Origin of the sequence: Serratia odorifera (assembly GCF_041448735.1) — a bacterium.
GTDB classification, from domain to species: Bacteria; Pseudomonadota; Gammaproteobacteria; order Enterobacterales; family Enterobacteriaceae; genus Serratia_F; species Serratia_F odorifera.
This window is the reverse complement of sequence record NZ_JBGMUT010000001.1, coordinates 976698-999290: the sequence shown is the minus strand read 5'-3', so window position 1 is coordinate 999290 and position 22593 is coordinate 976698. Positions and strand designations below refer to the sequence as shown.

Here is a 22593-nt window from a genome sequence, read left to right as displayed (position 1 = left end):
ATGACCATTGAGATAAACGTCCTGAACCCAAGCCATCTGGAAGCCGCGCTGGCGCTGACTCAGCGTTTGCAGTGGCCACACCGCCGAGCAGACTGGCAACAGGCGTTGCAGTTGGGCGAAGGGCTGGTTGCCGAACAGCACGGTACGCTGCTGGGCACCCTTCTTTATTGGCGCTGGGGCCATGACTATGCCTCGCTGGGGTTGGTGATCGTCGCAGACCACGCGCAGGGCAACGGCATTGGCAAACGCCTGATGCAGAGCGCGCTGACGCGGCTGGAAGGACACAGCGTGCGGCTGCACGCCACCGAAGCGGGCAAGGGGCTGTATGAAAAGCTCGGCTTTGTCGCCACCGGCACCATCGAGCAGCACCAGTGCCGCAGTCTGGGCGAGGTCAGTCCGCTGCCGCCGCCGGCCGGGCAGAGGTTACGCCCGGCACGCCATGACGATGCCGCCGCGCTGACCGCGCTGGATGGCCAGGCGCACGGTTATCATCGTCCACGGCTGACGGCGGTGCTGCTGGAACAGGCCGAACGGGTGCTGGTGCTGGAAGAGCATGGCGCAGTGAGCGGCTTTGCCTGTCTGCGGCGCTTTGGTCACGGTTACGTGGTCGGGCCGATTGTCTGCAGCGATCTGCCGCGCGCCCAGTTGCTGGTCAGCACTTTGCTGAGCGGGCTGTCGGGCCAGTTCGTGCGCATTGATACCGATGCCGAATCCGGCCTTGGCACATGGCTGAACGCCCTTGGCGTGCCGCAGGTCGACGCGCCAACCACCATGATCCGCGGGCGGCAATACCAGCCCGAGCGCATACTGGCGTTCGGGCTGACAACCCAGGCAATGGTCTGATGAATATCGTCTACAAATCCGAGCCGGCACGCGGCCGCCAGTGGGCCCAATTGCTGGCCCAGTTGGCACCGGAAGCGACCTTTCGCCAATGGCCCGAGGTCGGCGACCCGCAGCAGGTTGATTATCTGATCGCCTGGCAACCGCCGCAAAATATCATGCAAACCTTTCCCAACCTTAAGGTGCTGTTTTCGGTCGGTGCCGGCGTCGACCAGTTTGACTATGCCAGCCTGCCGCCTGAACTGCCGGTGGTGCGCATGATCGAACCCGGACTGACCCAGGGCATGGTGGAATACGTCACCTTTGCCGTACTGGCGCTGCATCGCGGCATGCCGCGTTATCTACAGCAACAGCGTCAACAGCGCTGGCAGGAGCAGCCGACGCCGGTCGCCGGCGCCTGCCGGATTGGCGTGATGGGCGCCGGTACGCTGGGTGAAGCGGTGCTGCGGCCGCTGGTGGCGTTCGGCTATCCCTGCGCCAGTTGGAGCCGCTCGGCCAAAACCATCGACGGCGTACGCTGCTACGCTGGCGATGCGCAGTTGGGGGCATTCCTCGCCAGCAGCGATATTCTGGTCTGCCTGCTGCCGCTGACTGCCAGCACCGAGGGCATCCTCAATGCCGCGCTGTTCAACCAATTGCCGCCGGGGGCGGCGCTGGTTCAGGTCGGTCGCGGCCGGCAGCTCAATCATCAACATCTGCTGGATGCGCTGGACAGCGGCCAACTGTCTGCCGCGGTGATTGACGTGACATCGCCGGAACCGTTGCCGCCAGGGCATGCGTTTTGGCAGCATCCCGCCATCTGGCTTACGCCACACATCGCCAGCCAGACGCGTCCAGAGAGTGCGGTACAGGCGTTGCTGGACAATATTCGCCGCTTTGAGCGCGGTGAGGCGATGATCGGCACGATCGAACGCACAAGAGGCTATTGAATGGATCACCAGCACTTGATCGCGCTGCGGCGCGATCTGCACGCCCACCCCGAATTGGGGTTCGAAGAGCAGCGTACCGCGGCCATGGTGGCGGACTTCCTGCGTCAACTGGATATCGAGGTGCACTGCGGGGTTGGCAAAACCGGCGTGGTCGGCGTTCTGCGGCGTGGCAGCAGCCCACGCACCGTCGGCCTGCGTGCCGATATGGACGCGCTGCCAATGGACGATGCCGGGCAACAGGCGTGGCACAGCCGCTATCCGGGGCGCTGCCACGCCTGCGGTCACGATGGTCACACCGCGATACTGCTGGGCGCTGCGGCGCAGTTGGCCGGTTCGAGCACCTTTGACGGCAGCGTGGTGTTTATCTTCCAGCCGGCAGAAGAAGGGCTGGCGGGCGCGCAGGCGATGATTGACGACGGGTTGTTCAGCCGTTTCCCCTGTGACGCGGTCTATGCGCTGCACAACTGGCCGGAACTGCCGCTGGGCACCGCGCAGACCCGTCCGGGACCGATCATGGCCGCCGCCGATCGCTTCGACATCACCGTTAAAGGCGGTGGAGGCCACGCAGCCCAGCCACATCTCACCGCGGATACGCTGCTGGCAACCAGCGAACTGGTGGTGCAGCTGAATACCATCGTCGCTCGCGCCGTCGATCCCTGCGAACCGGCATTGCTGACGGTAACCCGCGTGCAGGGCGGTTTTTCGCACAATATGATCCCGGCCAGCGCCAGCATTACCGGTACGGTGCGCACCTTCGATCCGCAGGTGCAAGACACCATCGAGCAATGTCTGCGCGCCATGGCGCAGCACGTCACCGCCGCGCACCGCCTGACGGCGGAAGTCAACTACCAGCGCTATTATCCGGCCACCGTCAATGCGCCGCAGCAGGCGGAGATTGCACTACGGGCGGCGCACAACGCCGGCCTTGCCGCATCGCTGGCGGCGAAGCCGGCGCTGACCTCGGAGGACTTCGCCTTTATGTTGCAGGCACGGCCAGGCGCCTATCTGTGGCTGGGATCCGCCGACAGCCGACCGCTGCATCATTCCGCCTACGATTTTAACGACGACGTCATTCCTTACGGCATTCGCTGGTTCTGCGAAGTGGTGCGTGAAACGCTGCCGATGAAAATTTAGTTCATGTATTGGTCCGCATTTCGACAGTTAATGCTGCTGCCATTCCGATTTCGGCAGCGAGAGGAAAAGGCTTATTGCGATACTTGATCTCAATATTGTCATGCGATGAGGAAGAGAGATGGATAATTTACTGGCTGAGCAGCAGACATTTTCTGACAACGGATTATTCCTGGACACGCGGGAAGAACACGTGGCACGCGGCGTGGTCACCGCACACCCGCTGGTGATTGCCAAGGGAAAGGGCGCCGAAGTCTGGGACGTCGAGGGCAACCGCTATCTGGACTTTGTCGCCGGCATCGGTGTCTTGAACGTCGGGCATAGCCATCCGGCGGTAGTGGCCGCGGTCACCGAACAGCTGCAACAGCTCTCGCACGCCTGCTTCCAGGTGGCAGCCTATCCGGGGTATATCGAGCTGGCCAGGCGGTTGAATAACGCGGTCGGCGCCGGTGAAAAATTCAAGAGCGTCTTTTTTACCAGCGGCGCAGAAGCGGTGGAAAATGCGGTTAAAATCGCCCGCGCATACACTAACCGATCGGGGATCGTTGCCTTTGACGGCGCGTTTCACGGCCGCACGCTGTTAGGCTGCACGCTAACCGGCATGAGTCAGCCTTACAAACAGAACTTTGGGCCATTCCCCGGTGAAATCTACCGCGTGCCGTTCCCCAATGCGTTTAACGGTATTTCTGACGGCGACTGCCTGCAGGCGCTGGATACGCTGTTTGCCGTGCAGATAGCGGCGGAACGCGTGGCGGCGATCATTATCGAACCGGTGCAGGGCGATGGCGGCTTCCTGCCCGCATCGCCGGCGTTTATGCAGGCATTGCGCGAACTGACCCAGCGTCACGGCATTGTACTGATCTGCGACGAAGTACAAACCGGCTTTGGCCGCACCGGTAAAATGTTCGGTTTCCAGCACGCCGGCATCGTGCCGGATTTGGTGACCGTGGCAAAAAGCCTCGGCGGCGGTTTGCCGATCTCTGGCGTGGTGGGCAAGGCGGAAATCATGGAAGCCCCCACCCCGGGCGGCCTGGGCGGCACCTACGGCGGTAATGCGCTGGCCTGTGCGGCGGCGTTGGCAGTGCTGGACCTGCTGGCCGACGGCTCGCTGTTGGCGCGCGCCAATCAGTTGGGTGGCGAACTTAATGCACGTCTGCATCAATTGGCCGACAAGTATGTCTGCATCGGCGAGGTGCGCGGCATCGGCTTTATGCAGGCGGTGGAAATTATCGACGTCGAAAGCGGGTTACCCGATGCGGCACTGACCCAGCGTATTCTCGACTGCGCCAGCCAGGAAGGTCTGCTGCTGATCAAGTGCGGCATCAAGCGTAATACCGTTCGTTTCCTCGCGCCGTTGGTCACCAGCGACTCGCAGTTGGAAGAGGCGCTGCACATCTTTGATATTGCGCTGGCCCGCGCCACCGGCAGGCTGGGCTGAGACGGTTTCCTCATTGATATTCTTATGTTTGTTTGCGGTACACGACGACGGTATAGCGCGGTAAAACGCTGGCGCCGCCGGCAGAAAGCGTGCTATACCATCGTCATCAGATAACAATTTGGTAACAATGAGGGGTGTTATGAACGGCTTAATGAAACTGGACCGCATTGACATCAATATTCTGGTACAGCTGCAAAAAGACGGCCGCATCAGCAATGTCAACCTTGCCGATGCGGTGGGTCTTTCTCCCAGCCCCTGTCTGCAACGCGTCAAACGCCTGGAGACCGCCGGCTTTATCACCGGCTACGAAGCGCATATCAACCTGACCAAAATCACCGATTCGGTAACGGTGTTCACCGAAGTCACATTGTCCGGCCACCGACGTGAAGACTTTATGCGTTTCGAAAACGCCATCCGCGAAGTGGACGAACTGATGGAATGCCACCTGATCACCGGCGGCTACGATTACCTGTTGCGCTTTATTACCCGCAGCATCGAGCACTACCAGGAAGTGATTGAACAGCTGCTGGATGCCAAGGTCGGCATCGACAAGTACTTCAGCTACATCGTGATCAAATCGCCAATCATCAAAAGCAGCGTCCCGCTGCGTTCGCTGATTTCCCGCCATACCCCGGTGGAATACTGATCGCTCACCGCGCGCCAGGGGTGAAGGACCCTACCTCTGGGTTCGCCGTTGCCCCGGCACAAAATTTCATTTCCCTGCCAATTTCGCCATAAATACGCTGTTATCGCCGCCATTTTGCGAAAACTGCGGCTGAATTACGCCATAAACTCATGTTATGTCACGTTAATTCAGCCAGGAGCCCGCATGCTTTCGCCATTTGTTCCGCCCGCTGCCCATTGGCAGCGTAACGATTATCTGCTGAGTACCGATCCCGCGTTGCTTGACGTGGCGTGGGTACATCGACAACTCACGCAGCACAGCTACTGGGCCAAAGGACAGTCGCGGGAGACCACCCTGCGGGCGCTGGCCTGCTCGCTGCCGTTCGGCCTTTATCAGCAGCAACGCCAGGTCGGCTTTGGCCGGCTGATCACCGACTATTGCCGCTTTGCCTATCTGAGCGACGTGATCGTCGATAGCGCTCACCGTGGGCGAGGGCTGGGCGGCTGGCTGGCCACCTGCGTGACGCAGCATCCCGCGCTACACCAGGTCAAACGCTGGCTGCTGGCCACCGACGATGCCCATCAGATCTATCAACGCGCGGGCTGGCATGCGGTCACCCGACCGGAAAGGCTGATGGAATATAGCCGTCCAGCCGGGGAGGAGCGCTCATGAGCTATCGCGTTGGCGTGGATATTGGCGGCTCGTTCACCGATTTTGCCGTATTGGACGAACGCGACAACAGCATTCGCACCCTGAAAGTGCTGTCGCGCCCCGACAGTCCGGGCAGCGAAATTACCACCGGACTGGCGGCATTACAGCAGCGGGACGGCATCGATCCTCGGCAGATCGCTTACTTTACCCACGGCACCACGGTGGGGGTAAATGCGGTGATCCAGCGCAAGGGGGTCAAACTGGCGCTGTTCACCACCCACGGCTTTAGTGACGTGCTGGAATTGGCGCGACTGAAGATCCCGCGTATTCATGATTTATTCTCCCGCAGACCGACACCGCTGATTTCTCGCGATCGGGTGTTCGGCATCAATGAACGCACCGACAGTGATGGCCGCATTCTGGCGGCGCCCGACCGTCACAGCATAGAGCAGGCGGTGGCGGCGGCCAGCGCGGCAGGCTGTGCCGGCATCGTGATTTCGCTGCTGCACAGCTACCGCAATCCCGCCAATGAACAGGCGGTGCGCCGGATCATCGCCGAGATTGCGCCCGATATGCTGGTCTGTTGTTCGGCGGACATCTGGCCCATCATCCGCGAGTACGAACGTACCATTACCGCAGTGATTAATGCCTACGTGCAGCCGCAGGTGATTGACTATCTGCAGGCCTTTGAACTGGCGCTGAGCGGGATGGGCGTGACGGTACCGCCACGCATTGCCAAGTCCAACGGCGGCGTGATGAGCATGGCGCAGGCCAAGGCGGAGTGCGTACAGATGGTACTGTCCGGCACCGCCTCCGGGGTGATCGGTGCCAGCTACATTGCGCAGCGCTGCGGTTTTGATCGGTTGCTGAGCCTGGATATTGGCGGCACCAGCGCCGACGTGGCGGTGATCGTCAACGGCAGGCCAGAGTATGGCAGCGGTGAAATCATCGGCGAGTTTCCGATCTATATTCCTTCGGTTTCCGTGACCTCGGTCGGCCAGGGTGGCGGTTCCATCGCCTGGCTCGACCCGTTGGGGGTATTGCAGGTTGGCCCGGACAGCGCCGGATCACTGCCCGGACCGGTATGCTTTCAGCGCGGCGGAACGGCGGCCACCGCCACCGATGCCTTTGCCGCCTGCGGCCTGATCGGTCATGGCGATCTGGGTTACCACGCGGTACAGGTCGACGTGGCTGCCGCCCGGACGGCGATACAGGCATTGGCCGATCCGCTGGGGATCACCCTGGAACAAACGGCGGAAAATATCATCGCACTGGCCATTTCCGGCATGTACAGCGACACCAGCGGATTGCTGTCCCGCTTTGGCATCGATCCGCGCGAGTTCTGGTTCCTGGCTTTTGGCGGTGCCGGGCCAATGATGGGCTGTTTCCTGGCGCGTGAATTGAACATGAAAGGCGTGGTAGTGCCGCCAACGCCGGGGGTATTGTCTGCGCTCGGCGGACTGGTGGCCGATGTGAAGAATGATTTCATCCGCACGCTGTACTGCGATGTTACCGACGACATTGCCGCCGAACTGGCGCGACAGGCCGATCGGTTGTGCAGCGAGGCGCAAGGCTGGCTGGCGCGGGAATACGGTGACGGACTGGCGCAGACGCTGAGCTTTTCGGCAGACATGCGCTATCGCGGCCAGTCGTTTGAAATCGAGGTGGCGCTTGACCAGCATGCCTTGGCGCAGGGCGATATTACCGCGCTGCGGGCGGCGTTCAACGCCCATCATCAGCGGCTGTTTGGCCACCACGATCCGCAGGCGATGGTGCAGATTATTGCTCTGCGACTGGTGATCGTTTCACCCACCCCCAAACCGGCGCTGATGACGCTGGCTGCGTGCGATGGCCCGGTTGAGGTGCTGCGCCAGGTGGACGCCTGGATCGACGGGCGCTGGTGGCAGGTTGACGCGGTGTCCCGCGCCACCTTGCGCGCCGGGCATCAGTTCGCCGGGCCGGCCATTGTGATGCAAGACGACTGCACCACCTGCGTACCGCCGGGTATGCAGGTCAACGTTGACACATTCGGCAACCTGCTTATCACTCCACTGACCGAGGCTCATCATGGCAATTGACGGACGTAACCTGCAAATTCTGGCCAACTACTGTGCGGCAGCGGCGGATGCCATGGCCTTTACCCTGATGCGCACCGCGCATTCGACCTTTGTCAAGGAAACCGAGGATTTTTCCTGCCAGATTGTCAGCCGCAGCGGCCTGGCCTTCGCGTCGCCGCGCAGTTTTGGCGCCCCCTGGTACAGCGGCATTGACTATGGCCCGGTGCTGGCGCTGATTGACGACTACCAGCCCGGGGATATCTGCATCACCAACGACGCCTACGCTGGCAACGTGGCTACCCATTCACCGGATATTCACATCTGGAAGCCGGTATTCCATCAGGGCGAAATCGCCTGCTTTGTGGTCGGGCATATTCATAATACCGACGTTGGCGGCGCGGTGCCGGCGTCGCTGTCGCGTTCACTGACGGAGATTGTGCAGGAAGGGCTGCGGCTGCCGCCGTTGAAGATCGTCAGCGGCGGCAAGCTGAATCAGGAGGTCGCCCGCATCATGCGGCTCAACGTACGTGCCCCCGAACAGAACTGGGGTGATTTCAAGGCGCAGCTTGCCTCGGTGAATATCGGCGAAAGCAAAATCCACCAGATCATCGCACGTTTCGGCATTGACGACTTTCTGCTCGGGGTGGAGGAGCTGCTTGACTATGCCGAACGACAGGCGCGGGCGGTCATTGCCACCATCCCGGACGGTGACTATTTTTATGCCGATTACGCCGATGAAGACGGCGAGGGCGGTTACCCCTGTCGCATCGCCGTGACGTTGAAGGTCAAGGGCGATGCGCTTGAGCTGGATTACAGCGGCAGCGATCCCCAGTTGGCCTCGTCGCTCAACATGCCCACCGGCGGGCGCGAACGTCATCCGCTGGCGCTGGTGGGGGTCACCTATGTACTTGCCACGCTGGATAATCAGCTGCTGCTCAACGCCGGTACGCTGCGAGCAACGCGAGCCATTCTGCCGCCGGGCACCATTATGAACTGCGAAGCGCCGGCCGCCGTCGGCATGCGATCGCTGACCTGCGCGATGGCACAGATCGCCACGCTAGGGGCGTTTTCACTGGCCATGCCGCAGCGGTTACCGGCCAATTCGCCGGGCGGTAATTCGATCGTCAATATCCGTACCGTGGATAGTCAAAACCGCACCGTGGTTGCCTCGCTGGGCCCGGTTGGCGGTGGATCCGGCGGCACCCCGCGCCACGACGGCCCGGAAGGCTCCGGCGGGCTGTCGGCATTTCTGAAGAACACGCCGATAGAAATCAGCGAAGCCGAGGTGCCAGTGCGCTTTCTGCGTTATCGACTGGCACCGGACAGCGCCGGTGCCGGGGAATTTCGCGGCGGGCTGGCAACCGAAATGGCATTTGAGGTGTTCGCTCCCAATACCGTGATCACCGCACGCAACCGCAACCGCTCGGTGTTCGCATCGGCCGGCGCCGCCGGAGGCCAGGCAGGCTCCACCTCCTGGTTTCGTACCACCACGCCAGCGGGGCAGATCACCGAGCATGGCAATACCGATGTCATCCACTGCGGGCCGGGCGACGTGGTGAGCCTGAAAGGCCCCGGTGCCGGCGGTTACGGCCCGGCAAAACAGCGCCAGCCGGCCGCCGTACTGCGTGACGTCATTTGCGGCTTTGTTTCCGAACGCGCGGCGCGCCAGCAGTATGGTGTGGTCATCGAGCAAGGCGAAATCGATCTGCCTGCCACCGCCCGCCTGCGCGCGACGATGGCAGATGCCGGCAGGCAACATTTTGATGTCGGCCCGGCAAGAAGGGCGTTCGAAGCGCTCTGGACGCCGGCACGTTACCAACTGTTGACGACATTCCTGGCCGATATGCCGGTCGTCTGGCGGCATTTTTTGAAACATCAGGTATTTGCCGCCGTGCAGGCCGGGGAGTGTGCCGATTTGCCGTTGCCCGTGCAAATGGAGACGATTTTCGGCCGGGTGTTGCAGCGTTTTCCATCGTTGGCGCAACGGTCTGCCGCCAGTTGAAAATCCCGTTGCCGAGTCTGGCCTGATGGGCCGCCTCGGCAAGAAATATGCCCCTCAGCATTGCTCATCGACGAAAATATCCCACAGCGCTTCGACCGCCCGCGACATTTTGCCGGCCGGACGGAACAGCCTGATGTCGATCGGCACCCAAACGCCGCTGTCGCTCGCTGCCGCCGCCGCAAGGTTGCCCGCTTGTACGTCGGCTTGCGCCAGCGTTTCCGGCAACCAGGCAATGCCATCGCCGGCCTTGACCATTGCCAGCAACGTCGCAGCCAGATCGGCGGTAAACACCTGCTCCATCCCCCGTTTGGCACGATTTACCGACGACGTATTGGCAATAATCCGCCCGAGTCCTGATTCTGCCGAGAAAGACAGATAAGGGAACTTCCTGCCGCCGGAAATACGCCATATCGGCTGACCGCTAGCGGCATCGCGCCGGCTATAGGGGATTAAGGTTTCCCGCCCGAGACGAACGCTGAGGAACTTTTCCTGCTCAAGGTTGATATGCATGTGCGGATGGTAATAACACAGCAGGAACTGCGCATCGCCTTTGCCGATCATTCTTTCGCAGGCGCTCAGGGTGTCAGAGAGCAGTCGAAAGGAGCCGAAGCGGGCAATCTTGTCGTTGTTACGCATCAGCGTGGGGAAAAAGGAGAACGAGAGCGAGTGAGTGGCAGAGAAAATGACGTCCGGCTTTGCGTCCCCTGAGGCATCAATCACCTCGTTTCTTAGCGTATACAGCGCGCGGATCAGATCCGGTACCTGTTTGATAAACACTTCACCCGCTCGCGTCAGGCTGACGCCGCGCCGGTTTCGTTCAAAAAGCGGCGTTCCCAGCCACTCTTCCAACGACTGTATACGCCGACTGAATGCAGGCTGGGTCACATATCGGGAAGCCGCGGCACGGGAAAAATTCAGCGACGCTGCCAGCGCAACGCAGTCTTCAAGCCAGGTCAACTCCAGGTGATGCCGATTTTGCATTACAGCCAACCTCATTTGCATTAGAACAGGCCATTTTATGGACATAAGATGAAAAAAGACCGGACACTACCGTCCGTCAGTCGCGACCTTGATTCGCCTTAACGCTAACATATTGGCATAACGTTACACAGCGTTCGGGCACCGCAGATAACAAAAATCGCCGGAGAGAACATGCGTATTGTTGACGTTGTAGAAATGACCAAACCGATTGCTTCACCTATTCGAAACGCCTATATCGATTTTAGCAAGATGACCGCCAGCCTGGTTGCGGTGGTCACTGACGTTGAGGTCGACGGGCGCCGCGTGGTTGGATACGGCTTTAATTCCAACGGACGCTACGGCCAGGGGGGGCTGATCCGTGAGCGCTTTCGTGACCGTATCCTGAACGCGGAATCCGCCAGCCTGCTGAACGCGCAAGGCAACAATCTCGACCCGCATAAGGTGTGGGAAGTGATGATGAGCAACGAGAAGCCAGGCGGCCACGGTGAGCGCTCGGTTGCCGTCGGCACGCTGGATATGGCCATCTGGGATGCCACCGCCAAGATTGCCAACAAGCCGCTGTTCCGTCTGCTGGCAGAGATGAAAGGGGTTGAGGCCAATCCACGGGTATTCGTCTATGCGGCCGGCGGTTATTACTATCCAGGCAAAGATCTCGGCGCACTACGCCAAGAGATGCGCGGTTATCTCAACCGTGGCTACAACGTGGTAAAAATGAAAATCGGCGGTGCCTCCCTCGACGAAGACCGCCGCCGTATTGAAGCGGTACTGGAAGAGATCGGCAGCGAAGGGCGGTTGGCGGTCGATGCCAATGGACGTTTCGATCTGGAAACCGGCATCGCCTATGCCAAGATGTTGCGTCAATATCCGCTGTTCTGGTACGAAGAAGTCGGTGACCCGCTGGATTATGCGCTTCAGGCGGCACTGGCGGAATTCTATCCCGGCCCGATGGCCACCGGAGAGAACCTGTTCTCTCATCAGGATGCACGCAACCTGCTGCGTTATGGCGGCATGCGCCCCGATCGCGACTATCTGCAGTTTGACTGTGCGCTTTCCTACGGCCTGGTTGAATACCTGCGCACGCTGGAGGTGCTGACACAGTTTGGCTGGTCCCCCTCACGCTGTATTCCACACGGCGGCCACCAGATGTCATTGAACATAGCTGCCGGCCTGGGTCTCGGCGGTAACGAAAGTTATCCGGATCTGTTCCAGCCCTACGGTGGATTCCCGGACTCGGTCAAGGTAGAAGACGGTCATATCATCATGCCGGAACTGCCCGGTATCGGTTTTGAGGGCAAATCCGATCTGATCAGGCAAATGCGCGCGCTGGCCGAATAAGTCCTCGCCGCAGTTTTGCCCTCCGGTAGATAAAGCCAGGCAGCGTAGAAAACGGGTGGTGAGTCATCAGGGAATTATACATTTATATATTCATAGGTATATTTCACCCCCGTTTTAAACGCCTATCAGGCGGCAAGCCGAAGAGATTGACAGGAAAATAGCCAAGCCAACAAGCGATAATATATTTAACCGCGTTCTGATTCAGTACGTCATTTATGCGAACAGGGCGTAGTAGCAAGATAACGCTATTATGCAGCTTTCAGCCCGCGACGCAGGCCCGGCGGTCAAGGCTGACGACGCCACTGTCTGTGTCGCCCGGCGATTAGCGACGACGATAATTATCGGCTGATGCACATCTACGCTTGGCCAGCTGAATATTACCCACCCAATAACATCATAAAAAATCCCCCAGGGAACGGATGGCAGAGAGATATTGACTGAAAGCACTTACCCTACAAAAGTCTGAATACGAGGCAGTTACCATGAGCGTAAATTCTTTACCGCAGCGCCTTATTGGCAATAAACGCTGGACAATAATATTACCTGCCGTTTTTATCATGTATACCATTTCATTTTTCGATCGTGTCAATATTGGCATGGCGCTCCCCCATATCGTGGCCGAATTGGCGCTGACGCCGGTAGAAGCGGGCTGGCTCGGTGGGGCGTTTGCCTGGGGCTATGTGGCGACGCAGTTTACTGCCGGCTGGCTGGCATTGCGTTTCGGCTCACGCCGGGTGATCGGCCTGAGTCTGTTTCTGTTTGGCGCCTGTGCCATGCTCACCGGCCTGACGCGAAACTTTGGCGAACTGATCGCAGTACGTTTCTTGCTTGGGCTGGCTGAGGGTCCGATTCAGGCAGCGACGGCGATGTTTCTCGCCCAGTGGTTTATCAAGCGCGAGCGCGGCAGGGCATTTGGTATATGGAACCTGAGCCTGGGTGCCGGCGCATTTCTGGCAGGTCCGATTTCCGGCTGGATCCTGGCGCATCACGACTGGCGCATCATGATGGTGATCGAAGGCGCGCCCGCCTGGATTTTCTGCATTATCTGGTTTTATCTGGTGCCGAAAAACCTGCGTGCTGCCCGCTGGCTGAGTGACCAAGACCGCCAGATCATTGAGGCGGATCTGGCGGCGGAACAGTCCGGCTATGTTAAGGAAACATCGGATCGCTGGTGGACTATCCTGCGCATTCCGGCGCTGTGGCTAATGCTGATTGGTTATTCGCTGCACAGCATGTTGGCATATGGATTCACCTTATGGCTGCCGACGGCACTCAAAGGGTACGGCACCCTCAGCGAATTTATGGTGGGTTTCATCAGTGGCCTGCCTTTTTTGATGACCATGGTGGGTATCTGGTACATCACCCGGCGTTCGGACAAATTTAATCAGGAAAGACGCCTGCATGCCGCCATTCCAACCGTACTGTGTGGTATAGCGCTGTCGGTGGCGGCTTTTGTCCCGGCATCGCTGTACTGGTTACAGATAGCCTTGTTCCTGTTCGTCGGCTTGACCATGAAGATGCTGGTGCCGCTGGTGTACGTGCGTCTGACAGAAATCCTGCCGACCAGAAAAGCGGTGCCGGCGGTAGCGTTCGTCGGTGCCTGCAGCAATTTCATCGGTCAGTTTGGCGGTCCGCTGGTGGCTGGCTATCTCAAGCAGCTTGGTGGCGGCAGCGATATGACGCTTGCATGGAGCGTACTGGGGTTGTTTTCCATCATCGGTGGCATTCTTTTTGCCATGGCGGTGGGAAAAAACGAGAGTATCTGCGACATCAAGCCCGCTTTTCGCCTGCACGGCCGGCAAAGGCTACCGGCAAAGGAAGGATAAGATTGTCATCAAGTTGCATAACGCGCTATATACTCTAGTGGTGATAAATGAAGCTGGGAGACAAACAATGCGCGTGGCTGACTATCCGTTGGCAGACGCAGAAAAGTGGGCTGGCGTAGATGCCTATTTTTCTGCGTTGCTGGCACCTGATGACGATGTTTTGCAGGCAGCATTGGCTGCCAACGCAGCGGCGGGATTACCGGCACACGACGTGTCGGCCACTCAGGGTAAAATGCTGGCATTATTTACCCGCATGCTGCGAGCGGCACGTATTCTGGAAATTGGCACGCTTGGCGGATACAGCACCATCTGGATGGCACGAGCACTGCAACCGGATGGCCGGATAACTACCCTCGAGGCCAACCCACAGCATGCACAGGTAGCATCGAGCAATATTGCCAATGCGGGGCTGTCGGGCTGCGTCGATATTCATATTGGCGCAGCGCTGGATATATTACCCACCTTGACGGGGCCGTTTGACCTGATCTTTATTGATGCAGACAAGAAAAATAATCCACAGTATCTGCAAGCGGCGATATCACTTTCCCGTCCAGGCACGGTGATTATCGCAGATAATATCGTCAGAGGCGGGGCGGTTATTGATGCACAAAGCGAAGATGCCAACGTTCAGGGCGTTCGAGAGTGTTTGCAGATGCTGGCAGACCATCCTCAACTGGACGCGACGGCACTACAGACCGTCGGTGAAAAAGGCTGGGATGGCTTTGCCATGGCGGTGGTTAATGCTGCCTAGCGTTGCTGCCAGTATATTGCAAAGGGAGAATGAAAATATATCTGGCACTAAAAAACATTAAGGATATTAAATATCCTCCGCTAAAGAAACGTCTGAATCGTTGGCGTCACACCTGTATTTCACAAGGAAATCTGGCAACCTTTAGCGTTATTTTATCAGCGATAACTTATGGGAAAAATTGCTCTCCGTTAACAATTCGACATGAGGAGTTGATATTTAACCCACCCTTTATCGTTGCCATCGTTTATATTACCAGCTCACCGATGGCGCAAAACATCACCATCATAACAATGCTGAAAAAAACCTGACATTTTTACAGCTAACGGTTAGATAATAATGTCGGTAACTACGGATAGCGCTGCCGATCGTGACGCTATCCGCCCGAACCCCCATGTGCATTGATCAGAAACCAGCCGTTCAGCTAGCTGTCCAGACAGGCTGAGTTGTCATTTCTTTGCTGAATTTCAATCACTTGACCTGCGTACTTTTCGGTCCATTGCAGCATGGCAACCACCGGCGTTTCCAGCGTTTTACCCAATTCGGTGATTTGGTACTGAACCGCAACGGGCGAAGAGCAAATGACCTGACGAGTAATCAACCCAGAGCGTTCCAACCGCCGCAGAGTGTCGGTCAGCGATTTGTGGGTAATATTGCCAAGATGACGCTTAATGGTATTGAAACGCACCGGGCCGTTATATAACAACGTCAGCACCATGATTGACCATTTGTTGGCAATTTGATCCAACACCACGCGAATATTATCCAGTATTTCCAGCGAACAAATGGGTAACTCGGTATCCTCTGACATATCTAGTACCTTAAAGGTGCGTAATTGAAACCAGGTATATAAAGTATATCATCTTGTTTCACCCTCGAGACAGCGTCGAGATTGCGGCTGTATACAACCCGGATGAAACATCGTGCAAAAACTGAATGGAAAAGTTGCTCTTATTACTGGCGCCTCAAGCGGTATTGGTGCCGCCACGGCGAAGAAGTTAGCCGAAGCCGGCGCAAAAGTGGCTATTGCCGCGCGCAGAACCGAACGACTGAACGCATTGCGAGCTGACATCGAGCGGCAGGGTGGCCAGGCCCTGGTATTGACACTGGATGTCACCGATAAAAACTCGGTTGCGGCGGCGGTAAATAAACTGCTGCAACGTTATGGCCAGCTAGATATCGTGTGTAATAACGCCGGAATCATGCCGATGTCAAATCTCGATGAATTCAAAACCGATGAATGGGACAGCATGATCGACGTGAATATCAAAGGGGTGTTGAACGTCACGGCAGCGGTACTGCCGGTGATGATCGAACAGCATGCTGGGCATATCATCAATACGTCGTCGATCGCCGGCCGCAAAGTTTTCGGTCAGGGCTTTGCGGTTTACTGCGCAACCAAATATGCGGTCAGTGCGTTGAGCGAAGGTTTGCGGATGGAGGTCGGCAAAAAACACAATATCCGCGTCACCAGCATACAACCCGGCGTAACCGCCACCGAATTATCGCTCACCACGACCAGCGAAGAATATAAAGGATTGCTTGAGGCTTTCGTTGCACAACTTACGCCGCTCGATCCTGACAATATTGCCGAGACGATCCTGTTTGCCGCCACTGCGCCAGCGCACGTTAACATCGCCGAGCTGTTTGTGCTGCCAACCAGCCAGATCTGACGGCGGGGCATAAGACAGTCAACCAAGCCGGCACGGCATATTAGCCTGCCGGTTTATTACCGCGCGTCCAGGTTGAGCACCCCCTCAGGATGAGATAAGCGCAGGGCGTTGATTAATTGATGAAAATAACGTTAACGGCTATCATCAAGCCTTATCGACAGAGGATTAGGGTAAATGCCGAGAACAGATGATGTGATAGCGCGCGCCTACAAACAGGTGGATGTATTTGCCACCTCGCCATTGCAAGGGAATCCCGTAGCGGTAGTGCTGGAGGCCGAGGGCCTGACTGAAAAACAGATGCTGGCATTAGCGCGTTGGACCAATCTGTCGGAAACAACGTTTGTTTTCAAACCGACTCATCCGCAGGCAGATTATCAGCTGCGTATTTTTACTCCCGAAAAAGAGCTGCCGTTTGCTGGACATCCGACGTTGGGCACCGCCCATGCATTATTGGAAACTGGCTTAGTCACCCAACAACCGGGGGTTATTATGCAGCAATGCGGTGTTGGCCTGGTTGCAGTCAATATCTTACCGGAAGGAACCCTGGCGTTTGCCGCACCTGCGGTAACGTTTCGAACGCTGAACGTTGAGCAGCGCGAAATGCTAATGGCCGCTTTCCCATATGCGATTATTGAACCAGAGACTCTGTCGGTGATGGCAGATATGGGCATTCGTTGGCTGATGGTGCGCATGCCCAATGCGCAATCCTGCCTGGCGGTAACGCCGGATCAGAGCATGATCAAAAGGCTGCAAGCGGCTTGTGATGTCGATGGCGTGGCGATTTATGGCGTGTATTCAGCAGGTTATCCAGCCGATTACGAAGTGCGCGCGTTTCTGGTTGAATGGGATAAGTTGGTTGAGGATCCGGTAACCGGCAGTGCCAATGCCTGTCTGGCCCGGTTGTTGAAAGCCAATAATTTCCCCGACGCAGGTTTGACGGCACAGGGCTATCAGGTTCGCCAAGGTAGCCAGCTTAATCGAGAAGGTCGCGTTAGCGTGCGCTTTATCAATAATGAGCCATGGATTGGCGGACAAAGTTGTACGCTGATTGATGGCCAGTTACGTATTTGACTACGGCAATCATTCACTACATACCTTAGGATTGCACAAAACTAATACCATTTTCTGATGGCGTATTTTGAGAGAATCTGCAGGGGGATTTACTGCCAATTCTGTGCAGATTTCACCTAGCGCGATCAAAAAAGCAGGGCGTTTTGACCGGTTTAAGCGAGTTACTCATCATTATCCTTTAGTCGCAGAGAAAAAGATAAATCGTGGACTGGTTGTCAAACTCTGATATGTCGCAGGAAAAAGCTCACGAGTAGGTGGATCAGGTTGCGGGTCGCTCCGTAGCAAAAACGTTGCACAAACAACAACAACAAGCCTGAGTCAATTACTGGCAGACCGCGAAGGCGAGGAGATATGGAAGCCAGACAGACAGTCTGGTACGTATCCCTCAATGCAATTTAACATAATATACATTATGCGCACCAAGGTGGCGTTAGCTGAATTCTGGGATTCTGGGCTTTACATCCGCTGGCCAGGTCTTGGTTGATAGCCATCAGCCAAAACGACTTTCTACCATATTGCTTTTTTTAGATTGCAGCCAGCATCTCAGCCAGCCCCGTCGGATAAACAATCTCGCGAGTTGTCGCCAGTTCATCTTCACTCCACCAATGATGCAAATCGATAACCTGCTTTTCTTCCGTGCTCCAATGAGTAGCGTCGATCTGATGGCTAACCGCTCGCACCAGATAAAACCGCTCTTCGGCGTTCACCAACTCACCGCTGGATAAACTCATGATGAAATTTCGTTGCGCCACGTACGTCATTTCATTAGTGATAAGCCCGGTTTCTTCTTGCAGCTCTCGGCTTGCTGCCTGCTCGAATGTTTCACCTGACTCGACGCCGCCGCCTGGCGTTGCCCAGTAGATGTTTCCTGCCAGCGCCCCGGTACGATGTCTAAACCGGAACAGCAACACCTTTCCCGCCGAATCAATAACCAAAAGTCTGGCTGCCGGTCGCGATCGCATAGTATCTCCAGATTGCGCTAGATGAATTCTGCAGGTTGTTGGCTACTCTGACCCTGCAGATTTGCTCAGAACGCGTCATTTTATCGGGTAAAAAACAGTCATAGCCAAGTTGCCTACGTATTTAATCTGCCTTAAAGCCCGCCGCCAGATAATGGAATGCCTCGATAGCCTTGGGTAATGTGGCTTCCGGTGTTTCACTGGCCGCCACCCACAGTGCGGCGTTCAGCGCTGCGCCGTTGAGCAGTCTGGCCGCGGCTTCGACATCAACCGGTTTTAAAATACCGTTCGCCGCCATCGCCGCGATGGTTTGTCGGGTAACATCCAGGCAGGCATTCTGACTGGGCCAACGTGACGGATCGCCAAGAAATGCCGGTCCGTCCAGCAGGACGATACGTTGTATTTCAGGATCGAGCGCCATCTTGATATACGCTACGCCCTCGGCCAGCATTTTGCCCCAGTCATCCTCGGCGCTGCTGGCCATCTGTTTTGCTCGTGCCGCCATTTCACCGTCGACCTGCGCCACAACCGCAGCCAGCAAGCCTTTTTTATCACCAAAGTTATGGTAAATCGCCCCGCGAGTCAGCCCAACGCTGGCAGTCAAATCGTCCATTGACGCCGCGGAAAATCCATTGATTGCAAAGGCTTTTCTTGCCGCCGCGATCAGTTTGATACGGTTTTCTTCCATGGTTTCTGCTCTACGTCTGGCTGCCATTTGACACTCCTTTTTCATATACGCTTCGTATATTATTTGACATACGTACCGTATGTGTGATTAATTTACATACGGAGAGTATATGAAATTATACCGTCCCTGCGTAGTCCTACTGTAATTAATATGATGAGAGGATAAGAACATGAGCCAACGCGAAGCCGTCTTTCCCGCCAATCGCCATGCTTTATACCAACAACACGGCTATTCGGCAGCAATCCGCTCCGGCGATCTGCTGTTTGTTTCCGGACAGGTCGGCAGCCGAACCGACGGTTCGCCAGAGCCCGACTTTGAACGCCAGGTCAGGCTCGCCTTCGACAACCTGCGCGCGGTTCTCGCTGCAGCAGGCTGTAGCCTTGATGACATCATTGATGTCACCAGTTTTCACACCGATCCGGAAAACCAGTTCGCCACCATTATGGCGGTAAAAGGTGAAACCTTCCCGCAAGCCCCCTATCCTAACTGGACGGCGGTCGGCGTGAACTGGCTGGCGGGTTTTGATTTTGAAATCAAAGTAATAGCCAGAATTCCCGCGACACCCCATTAATGCCCTGCCGGCCTCTCTGGCCTGGCTGCTCATCAGGTAAGATAACGTTTGAACCATTCAAGCGTCCGCGCCCAGGCCAGATTAGCGGCAGCCTCGTCATAACGCGGCGTGGTGTCGTTATGAAACCCATGATTTACCGCTGGATAAATATAGGCTTGATACACTTTTTCATTGGCCTCCAAGGCTGCTTTATAAGCCGGCCAGCCTTCATTGATACGCGTATCCAGTTCGGCATAATGAATCAGTAGCGGAGCCTTGATGCGTGGCACATCTTCGGCCTTGGGTTGACGGCCATAAAATGGCACCGCTGCCGCCAGTTCCGGATAAGCCACCGCTGCGGCATTGGCAACGCCACCACCGTAACAAAAGCCGGTGATGCCCACCTTGCCGTTCACCGCCTCGTTTTTCATCAGAAACTCTATTGCCGCAAAAAAGTCGTTCATCAATTTTTGCGGATCAACCTGCTGCTGTAACTCACGTCCTTTATCGTCATTGCCAGGATAACCGCCAACCGAGCTCAAGCCGTCCGGCGCCAGCGCCAGATAACCGGCCTTTGCCACCCGTCGCGCTACATCCTCGATATAGGGATTCAAACCACGGTTCTCATGCACCACCACAATAGCCGGCAGCGGCCCGCTCGCCGCGCTCGGCGTAACCTGGTAGGCTCGCACCTCGCCATGGCCGTTTGGTGAGGGATAGCTTATGTAACCGGCGTGGATCTGTGGATCGTTGGTCGCCACCTGCTGTGCCAGCGCGTAATTCGGACTAAGCGAGTTCAATAGCATTATCGCCGTCACGCCGCCAACCGCGTATTTTGCGGCGCGATCGAGAAACTCGCGGCGCGAAATTTTACCGTGCGCATAGTAGTCATACAGCTCGAGTAATTCCGGCGGAAAGTCTTTGGCAGTGAGACGTGTCATTGGCTGTTTTCCTCAAGGTGAGTAGGCACAAACTGTATTAATCCTAGCCGCATCTGCGATCAAAAGCGCCCTAATACCAAACAAAATTCGGCCACGCAGCCAACGGCAGTAACCCTGCGAAATCGGTCATCTGGCAGTATTCGCCGCTGAGCCGCCCCACAGCGCTTCATCCGGCAATGATTGTTAAAAAAACTAGCCATATGTTAATGACAAATTAAATAAATATCAGAAAATATGAATAAGGGTGAAAGTGAATTTATTACGGCCAATTAGACTTGCAGCGACGGCAATATTTACTAAGGTTAAAAACGTAAGGAAAATATTGTTGCTGACGGCGGCAATACCCTTACTGCCATATTAATTTATCTGTAGGAGGAAATTATGGCTGAACATCGTGGTGGCTCAGGTAATTTTGCCGAAGATAGACAACGCGCTTCTGAAGCGGGCAAAAAAGGTGGCCGCGAAAGCGGGGGCAACTTTAAAAATGACCCCGAACGAGCCTCTGAAGCAGGCCGTAAAGGCGGTAAGCACTAACCCTTAAAATTTCTGATTAAAGGTTAGTCGCATTAATGACTATCGCCACAGGCTGTGATCCTGGGATCGCAGCCTGGCTCAATGTTCAGGAGGCATGATGAAACATTACTTGACAGCGTTATTTTCCAGTCCGGAAAAATTTTTATCACTGTTTAGCGATATCACCGGCCGAGGTGAACATGACAAAGAGGAACATATCTGGATTGACGAAAACGGCAATGCCTTCGTCAATACCGAAAATGAAAAATTTATGCAGGCTTTTGAATCACATGTAAAAAAAATGAGTCAGTACTGATATGGGTACGGCAATATTTATGGTGTTACTGGCCTGCGGCTATTGGTACACCACGCGGGATTTGTCTTCCCGCTTTAAGTTAAAACGCACCTACGGTTGGGAGGTTTACTTTCTGGTCGCACTGTATGGCTGTATTTTTGTCTTGCAGGGCATCATTGTGGTTTTTATTATCTGGCTGGTCCTATTGATATTTTCGCAACTCGCCAACCTGATCGCTACGCTAAACCACTATCCGCTTGACCTTCATTACCATGCGGATTTTTTAAACTGGAGTTTTCTGGAGATTAAAACGCCAGTGGTGGTAATGCTGGCCACCGCTATATTATTATGCTTGTTGCACACCTCACGCTCACCCAACATCCGTTTAAAAACCACTGAACGCAAAGATCTTTATAAAAAACTTACCAAGACCAATGGCCTGGAAGGTATTTTATATCAGAGCATGGAACAGGGAAACATGGTTTTAGTGACATTGGCATCACAGCGAATATATATCGGTTTGGTTTATACTGCATTAAATGAATCAACCGCATCCGACAATTTGGTGTTGCTACCGCTACTGAGCGGTAAGCGCGACCCAAATGCCCTGCAAATCAAGGTGGAGAACAATTATGCCGCCTATTATCAACGTAATAAGATCGATCTGAGCAGCAAGCCGGATTCGGTATTCTGCTTTCGCAAAATCATTTTTCTGCATCAGATCGAATCGCTGTCACTGTTTGACCCGTTAATGCTGGGTGAAACGGTTGCACCGTCCAAGGTGCTGGATACGCCCCGCTAGCCTGCCGGTTACGGGGCGTAACCTTATCCAGCCGTAACACCCATGACCCGCATGGCGTTGATTGCCATCGACTTCCTTTTCCGCCTACGTTTCCTGAGACGGCTATTTTTGCCACCGACATCACAGCCTTGGTAATTTATTAAACAAAATGGTTGAATATCCCCCACTCCGTTCTATATTCAACCATATGGTTAAATTATCTTCCTCTCAGTTGGACGCCATTTTTCATGCGCTGTCCGACCCGACGCGGCGAACCATTTTGCATACGCTGGCGGAAGGCGAACACAGCATCGGCGAGCTGGCCGCGCCGTTTAACATGACATTTTCTGGCGCCTCTAAGCACATCAAAGCCCTGGAACAGGCGGGCCTGGTGCAGCGGACCGTGCAAGGAAGAAACCATATTTGCCGGCTCGCCCCCGAGCCGATGGCGCAGGCCATGCGATGGCTGCAAACCTATGAACATTTCTGGGCCGATCGGCTCGACGCGTTGGAACAGGCATTGCGTCAACCCGATCCGCCCCCTCCCGAGGAGTGAAGC

Annotated in this window: 24 protein-coding genes; 19 read left to right on the top strand and 5 right to left on the bottom strand. The window is 56.1% G+C overall.

Features of this window, described 5'->3' with window-relative positions:
- From ACCC84_RS04695 to ACCC84_RS04660, 8 genes are all read left to right on the top strand, one after another.
- On the top strand, positions 1-843 hold the full coding sequence (locus tag ACCC84_RS04695; protein ID WP_004963097.1) for a GNAT family N-acetyltransferase: 843 nt from the start codon (positions 1-3) through the stop codon (positions 841-843).
- The gene (locus tag ACCC84_RS04690; protein WP_004963099.1) at positions 843-1769 is read left to right on the top strand and encodes a 2-hydroxyacid dehydrogenase; all 927 of its coding nucleotides are present in this window, start codon (positions 843-845) and stop codon (positions 1767-1769) included. The genes ACCC84_RS04695 and ACCC84_RS04690 overlap by 1 nt, the downstream gene beginning before the upstream one ends.
- Positions 1770-2903, top strand: coding sequence for a M20 aminoacylase family protein (locus tag ACCC84_RS04685; protein WP_004963102.1), 1134 nt, complete (start codon positions 1770-1772; stop codon positions 2901-2903).
- A gap of 118 nt (positions 2904-3021) precedes the next feature.
- Positions 3022-4338 (top strand): 4-aminobutyrate--2-oxoglutarate transaminase, encoded by a 1317-nt coding sequence (gene gabT / locus ACCC84_RS04680; protein ID WP_004963103.1) that lies wholly within the window; start codon positions 3022-3024, stop codon positions 4336-4338.
- 139 nt (positions 4339-4477) lie between these two features.
- The gene (locus ACCC84_RS04675) at positions 4478-4984 is read left to right on the top strand and encodes an Lrp/AsnC family transcriptional regulator (protein ID WP_004963106.1); all 507 of its coding nucleotides are present in this window, start codon (positions 4478-4480) and stop codon (positions 4982-4984) included.
- Positions 4985-5167: 183 nt separating this feature from the next.
- Positions 5168-5635, top strand: coding sequence for a GNAT family N-acetyltransferase (locus tag ACCC84_RS04670; RefSeq protein ID WP_004963107.1), 468 nt, complete (start codon positions 5168-5170; stop codon positions 5633-5635).
- Positions 5632-7692 carry a hydantoinase/oxoprolinase family protein gene (locus ACCC84_RS04665; RefSeq protein WP_004963108.1) on the top strand — a complete coding sequence of 687 codons (2061 nt, stop codon included), beginning with the start codon at positions 5632-5634 and terminating at the stop codon, positions 7690-7692. Before ACCC84_RS04670 ends, ACCC84_RS04665 begins: the two co-directional genes overlap by 4 nt.
- Complete coding sequence (locus tag ACCC84_RS04660; RefSeq protein WP_004963110.1) at positions 7682-9673, top strand: hydantoinase B/oxoprolinase family protein; 1992 nt, start codon at positions 7682-7684, stop codon at positions 9671-9673. The genes ACCC84_RS04665 and ACCC84_RS04660 overlap by 11 nt, the downstream gene beginning before the upstream one ends.
- A 54-nt stretch (positions 9674-9727) precedes the next feature.
- On the opposite strand, the gene ACCC84_RS04655 is transcribed toward ACCC84_RS04660, so the two are convergent.
- Positions 9728-10654, bottom strand: coding sequence for a LysR family transcriptional regulator (locus ACCC84_RS04655; RefSeq protein WP_039992112.1), 927 nt, complete (start codon positions 10652-10654; stop codon positions 9728-9730).
- 171 nt (positions 10655-10825) lie between these two features.
- On the opposite strand from ACCC84_RS04655, the gene ACCC84_RS04650 reads away from it, so the two are divergent.
- From ACCC84_RS04650 to ACCC84_RS04635, 4 genes are all read left to right on the top strand, one after another.
- Positions 10826-11989, top strand: coding sequence for a mandelate racemase/muconate lactonizing enzyme family protein (locus tag ACCC84_RS04650; RefSeq protein WP_039992113.1), 1164 nt, complete (start codon positions 10826-10828; stop codon positions 11987-11989).
- A 482-nt stretch (positions 11990-12471) separates the two neighbouring features.
- Positions 12472-13815 carry an MFS transporter gene (locus ACCC84_RS04645; RefSeq protein WP_371901595.1) on the top strand — a complete coding sequence of 448 codons (1344 nt, stop codon included), beginning with the start codon at positions 12472-12474 and terminating at the stop codon, positions 13813-13815.
- Between the two features lie 67 nt (positions 13816-13882).
- Positions 13883-14566 (top strand): O-methyltransferase, encoded by a 684-nt coding sequence (locus ACCC84_RS04640; RefSeq protein ID WP_198773103.1) that lies wholly within the window; start codon positions 13883-13885, stop codon positions 14564-14566.
- Between the two features lie 29 nt (positions 14567-14595).
- Positions 14596-14874, top strand: a complete 279-nt coding sequence (locus ACCC84_RS04635) for a hypothetical protein (RefSeq protein WP_371901594.1) — start codon at positions 14596-14598, stop codon at positions 14872-14874.
- 113 nt (positions 14875-14987) lie between these two features.
- Here the strand turns inward: ACCC84_RS04635 and ACCC84_RS04630 are convergent, their stop codons facing one another.
- On the bottom strand, positions 14988-15374 hold the full coding sequence (locus tag ACCC84_RS04630; RefSeq protein WP_198773104.1) for a winged helix-turn-helix transcriptional regulator: 387 nt from the start codon (positions 15372-15374) through the stop codon (positions 14988-14990).
- 112 nt (positions 15375-15486) lie between these two features.
- On the opposite strand from ACCC84_RS04630, the gene ACCC84_RS04625 reads away from it, so the two are divergent.
- Together ACCC84_RS04625 and ACCC84_RS04620 are read left to right on the top strand one after the other, a co-directional pair.
- A complete protein-coding gene (locus tag ACCC84_RS04625) occupies positions 15487-16236 on the top strand; it encodes an SDR family oxidoreductase (RefSeq protein WP_273868162.1) in 750 nt (249 codons plus the stop codon).
- 174 nt (positions 16237-16410) lie between these two features.
- Positions 16411-17307 carry a PhzF family phenazine biosynthesis protein gene (locus ACCC84_RS04620; protein ID WP_273868160.1) on the top strand — a complete coding sequence of 299 codons (897 nt, stop codon included), beginning with the start codon at positions 16411-16413 and terminating at the stop codon, positions 17305-17307.
- A gap of 524 nt (positions 17308-17831) precedes the next feature.
- Here the strand turns inward: ACCC84_RS04620 and ACCC84_RS04615 are convergent.
- A complete protein-coding gene (locus tag ACCC84_RS04615; protein ID WP_004963125.1) occupies positions 17832-18269 on the bottom strand; it encodes an NUDIX hydrolase in 438 nt (145 codons plus the stop codon).
- Between the two features lie 121 nt (positions 18270-18390).
- Complete coding sequence (locus tag ACCC84_RS04610; RefSeq protein WP_273868158.1) at positions 18391-18981, bottom strand: TetR/AcrR family transcriptional regulator; 591 nt, start codon at positions 18979-18981, stop codon at positions 18391-18393.
- A gap of 142 nt (positions 18982-19123) precedes the next feature.
- On the opposite strand from ACCC84_RS04610, the gene ACCC84_RS04605 reads away from it, so the two are divergent.
- Positions 19124-19525 (top strand): RidA family protein, encoded by a 402-nt coding sequence (locus tag ACCC84_RS04605; protein ID WP_371901593.1) that lies wholly within the window; start codon positions 19124-19126, stop codon positions 19523-19525.
- 32 nt (positions 19526-19557) lie between these two features.
- Here the strand turns inward: ACCC84_RS04605 and yghX are convergent, their stop codons facing one another.
- Positions 19558-20445: a YghX family hydrolase gene (gene yghX / locus ACCC84_RS04600; RefSeq protein WP_198773109.1), complete on the bottom strand. Its 888-nt coding sequence runs from the start codon at positions 20443-20445 to the stop codon at positions 19558-19560.
- Positions 20446-20826: 381 nt separating this feature from the next.
- Here yghX and ACCC84_RS04595 point away from each other — a divergent pair, with 381 nt between their 5' ends.
- The 4 genes from ACCC84_RS04595 to ACCC84_RS04580 all read left to right on the top strand — a co-directional run bounded on the left by ACCC84_RS04595 (position 20827) and on the right by ACCC84_RS04580 (position 22590).
- Positions 20827-20979 (top strand): con-10 family general stress protein, encoded by a 153-nt coding sequence (locus ACCC84_RS04595; RefSeq protein WP_004963140.1) that lies wholly within the window; start codon positions 20827-20829, stop codon positions 20977-20979.
- 94 nt (positions 20980-21073) lie between these two features.
- On the top strand, positions 21074-21274 hold the full coding sequence (locus ACCC84_RS04590; protein ID WP_004963142.1) for a hypothetical protein: 201 nt from the start codon (positions 21074-21076) through the stop codon (positions 21272-21274).
- Positions 21275-21293: 19 nt separating this feature from the next.
- Positions 21294-22055, top strand: coding sequence for a hypothetical protein (locus tag ACCC84_RS04585; protein WP_241971966.1), 762 nt, complete (start codon positions 21294-21296; stop codon positions 22053-22055).
- Positions 22056-22242: 187 nt separating this feature from the next.
- Positions 22243-22590: an ArsR/SmtB family transcription factor gene (locus ACCC84_RS04580; protein ID WP_004963151.1), complete on the top strand. Its 348-nt coding sequence runs from the start codon at positions 22243-22245 to the stop codon at positions 22588-22590.
- Positions 22591-22593 lie beyond the last annotated feature (3 nt).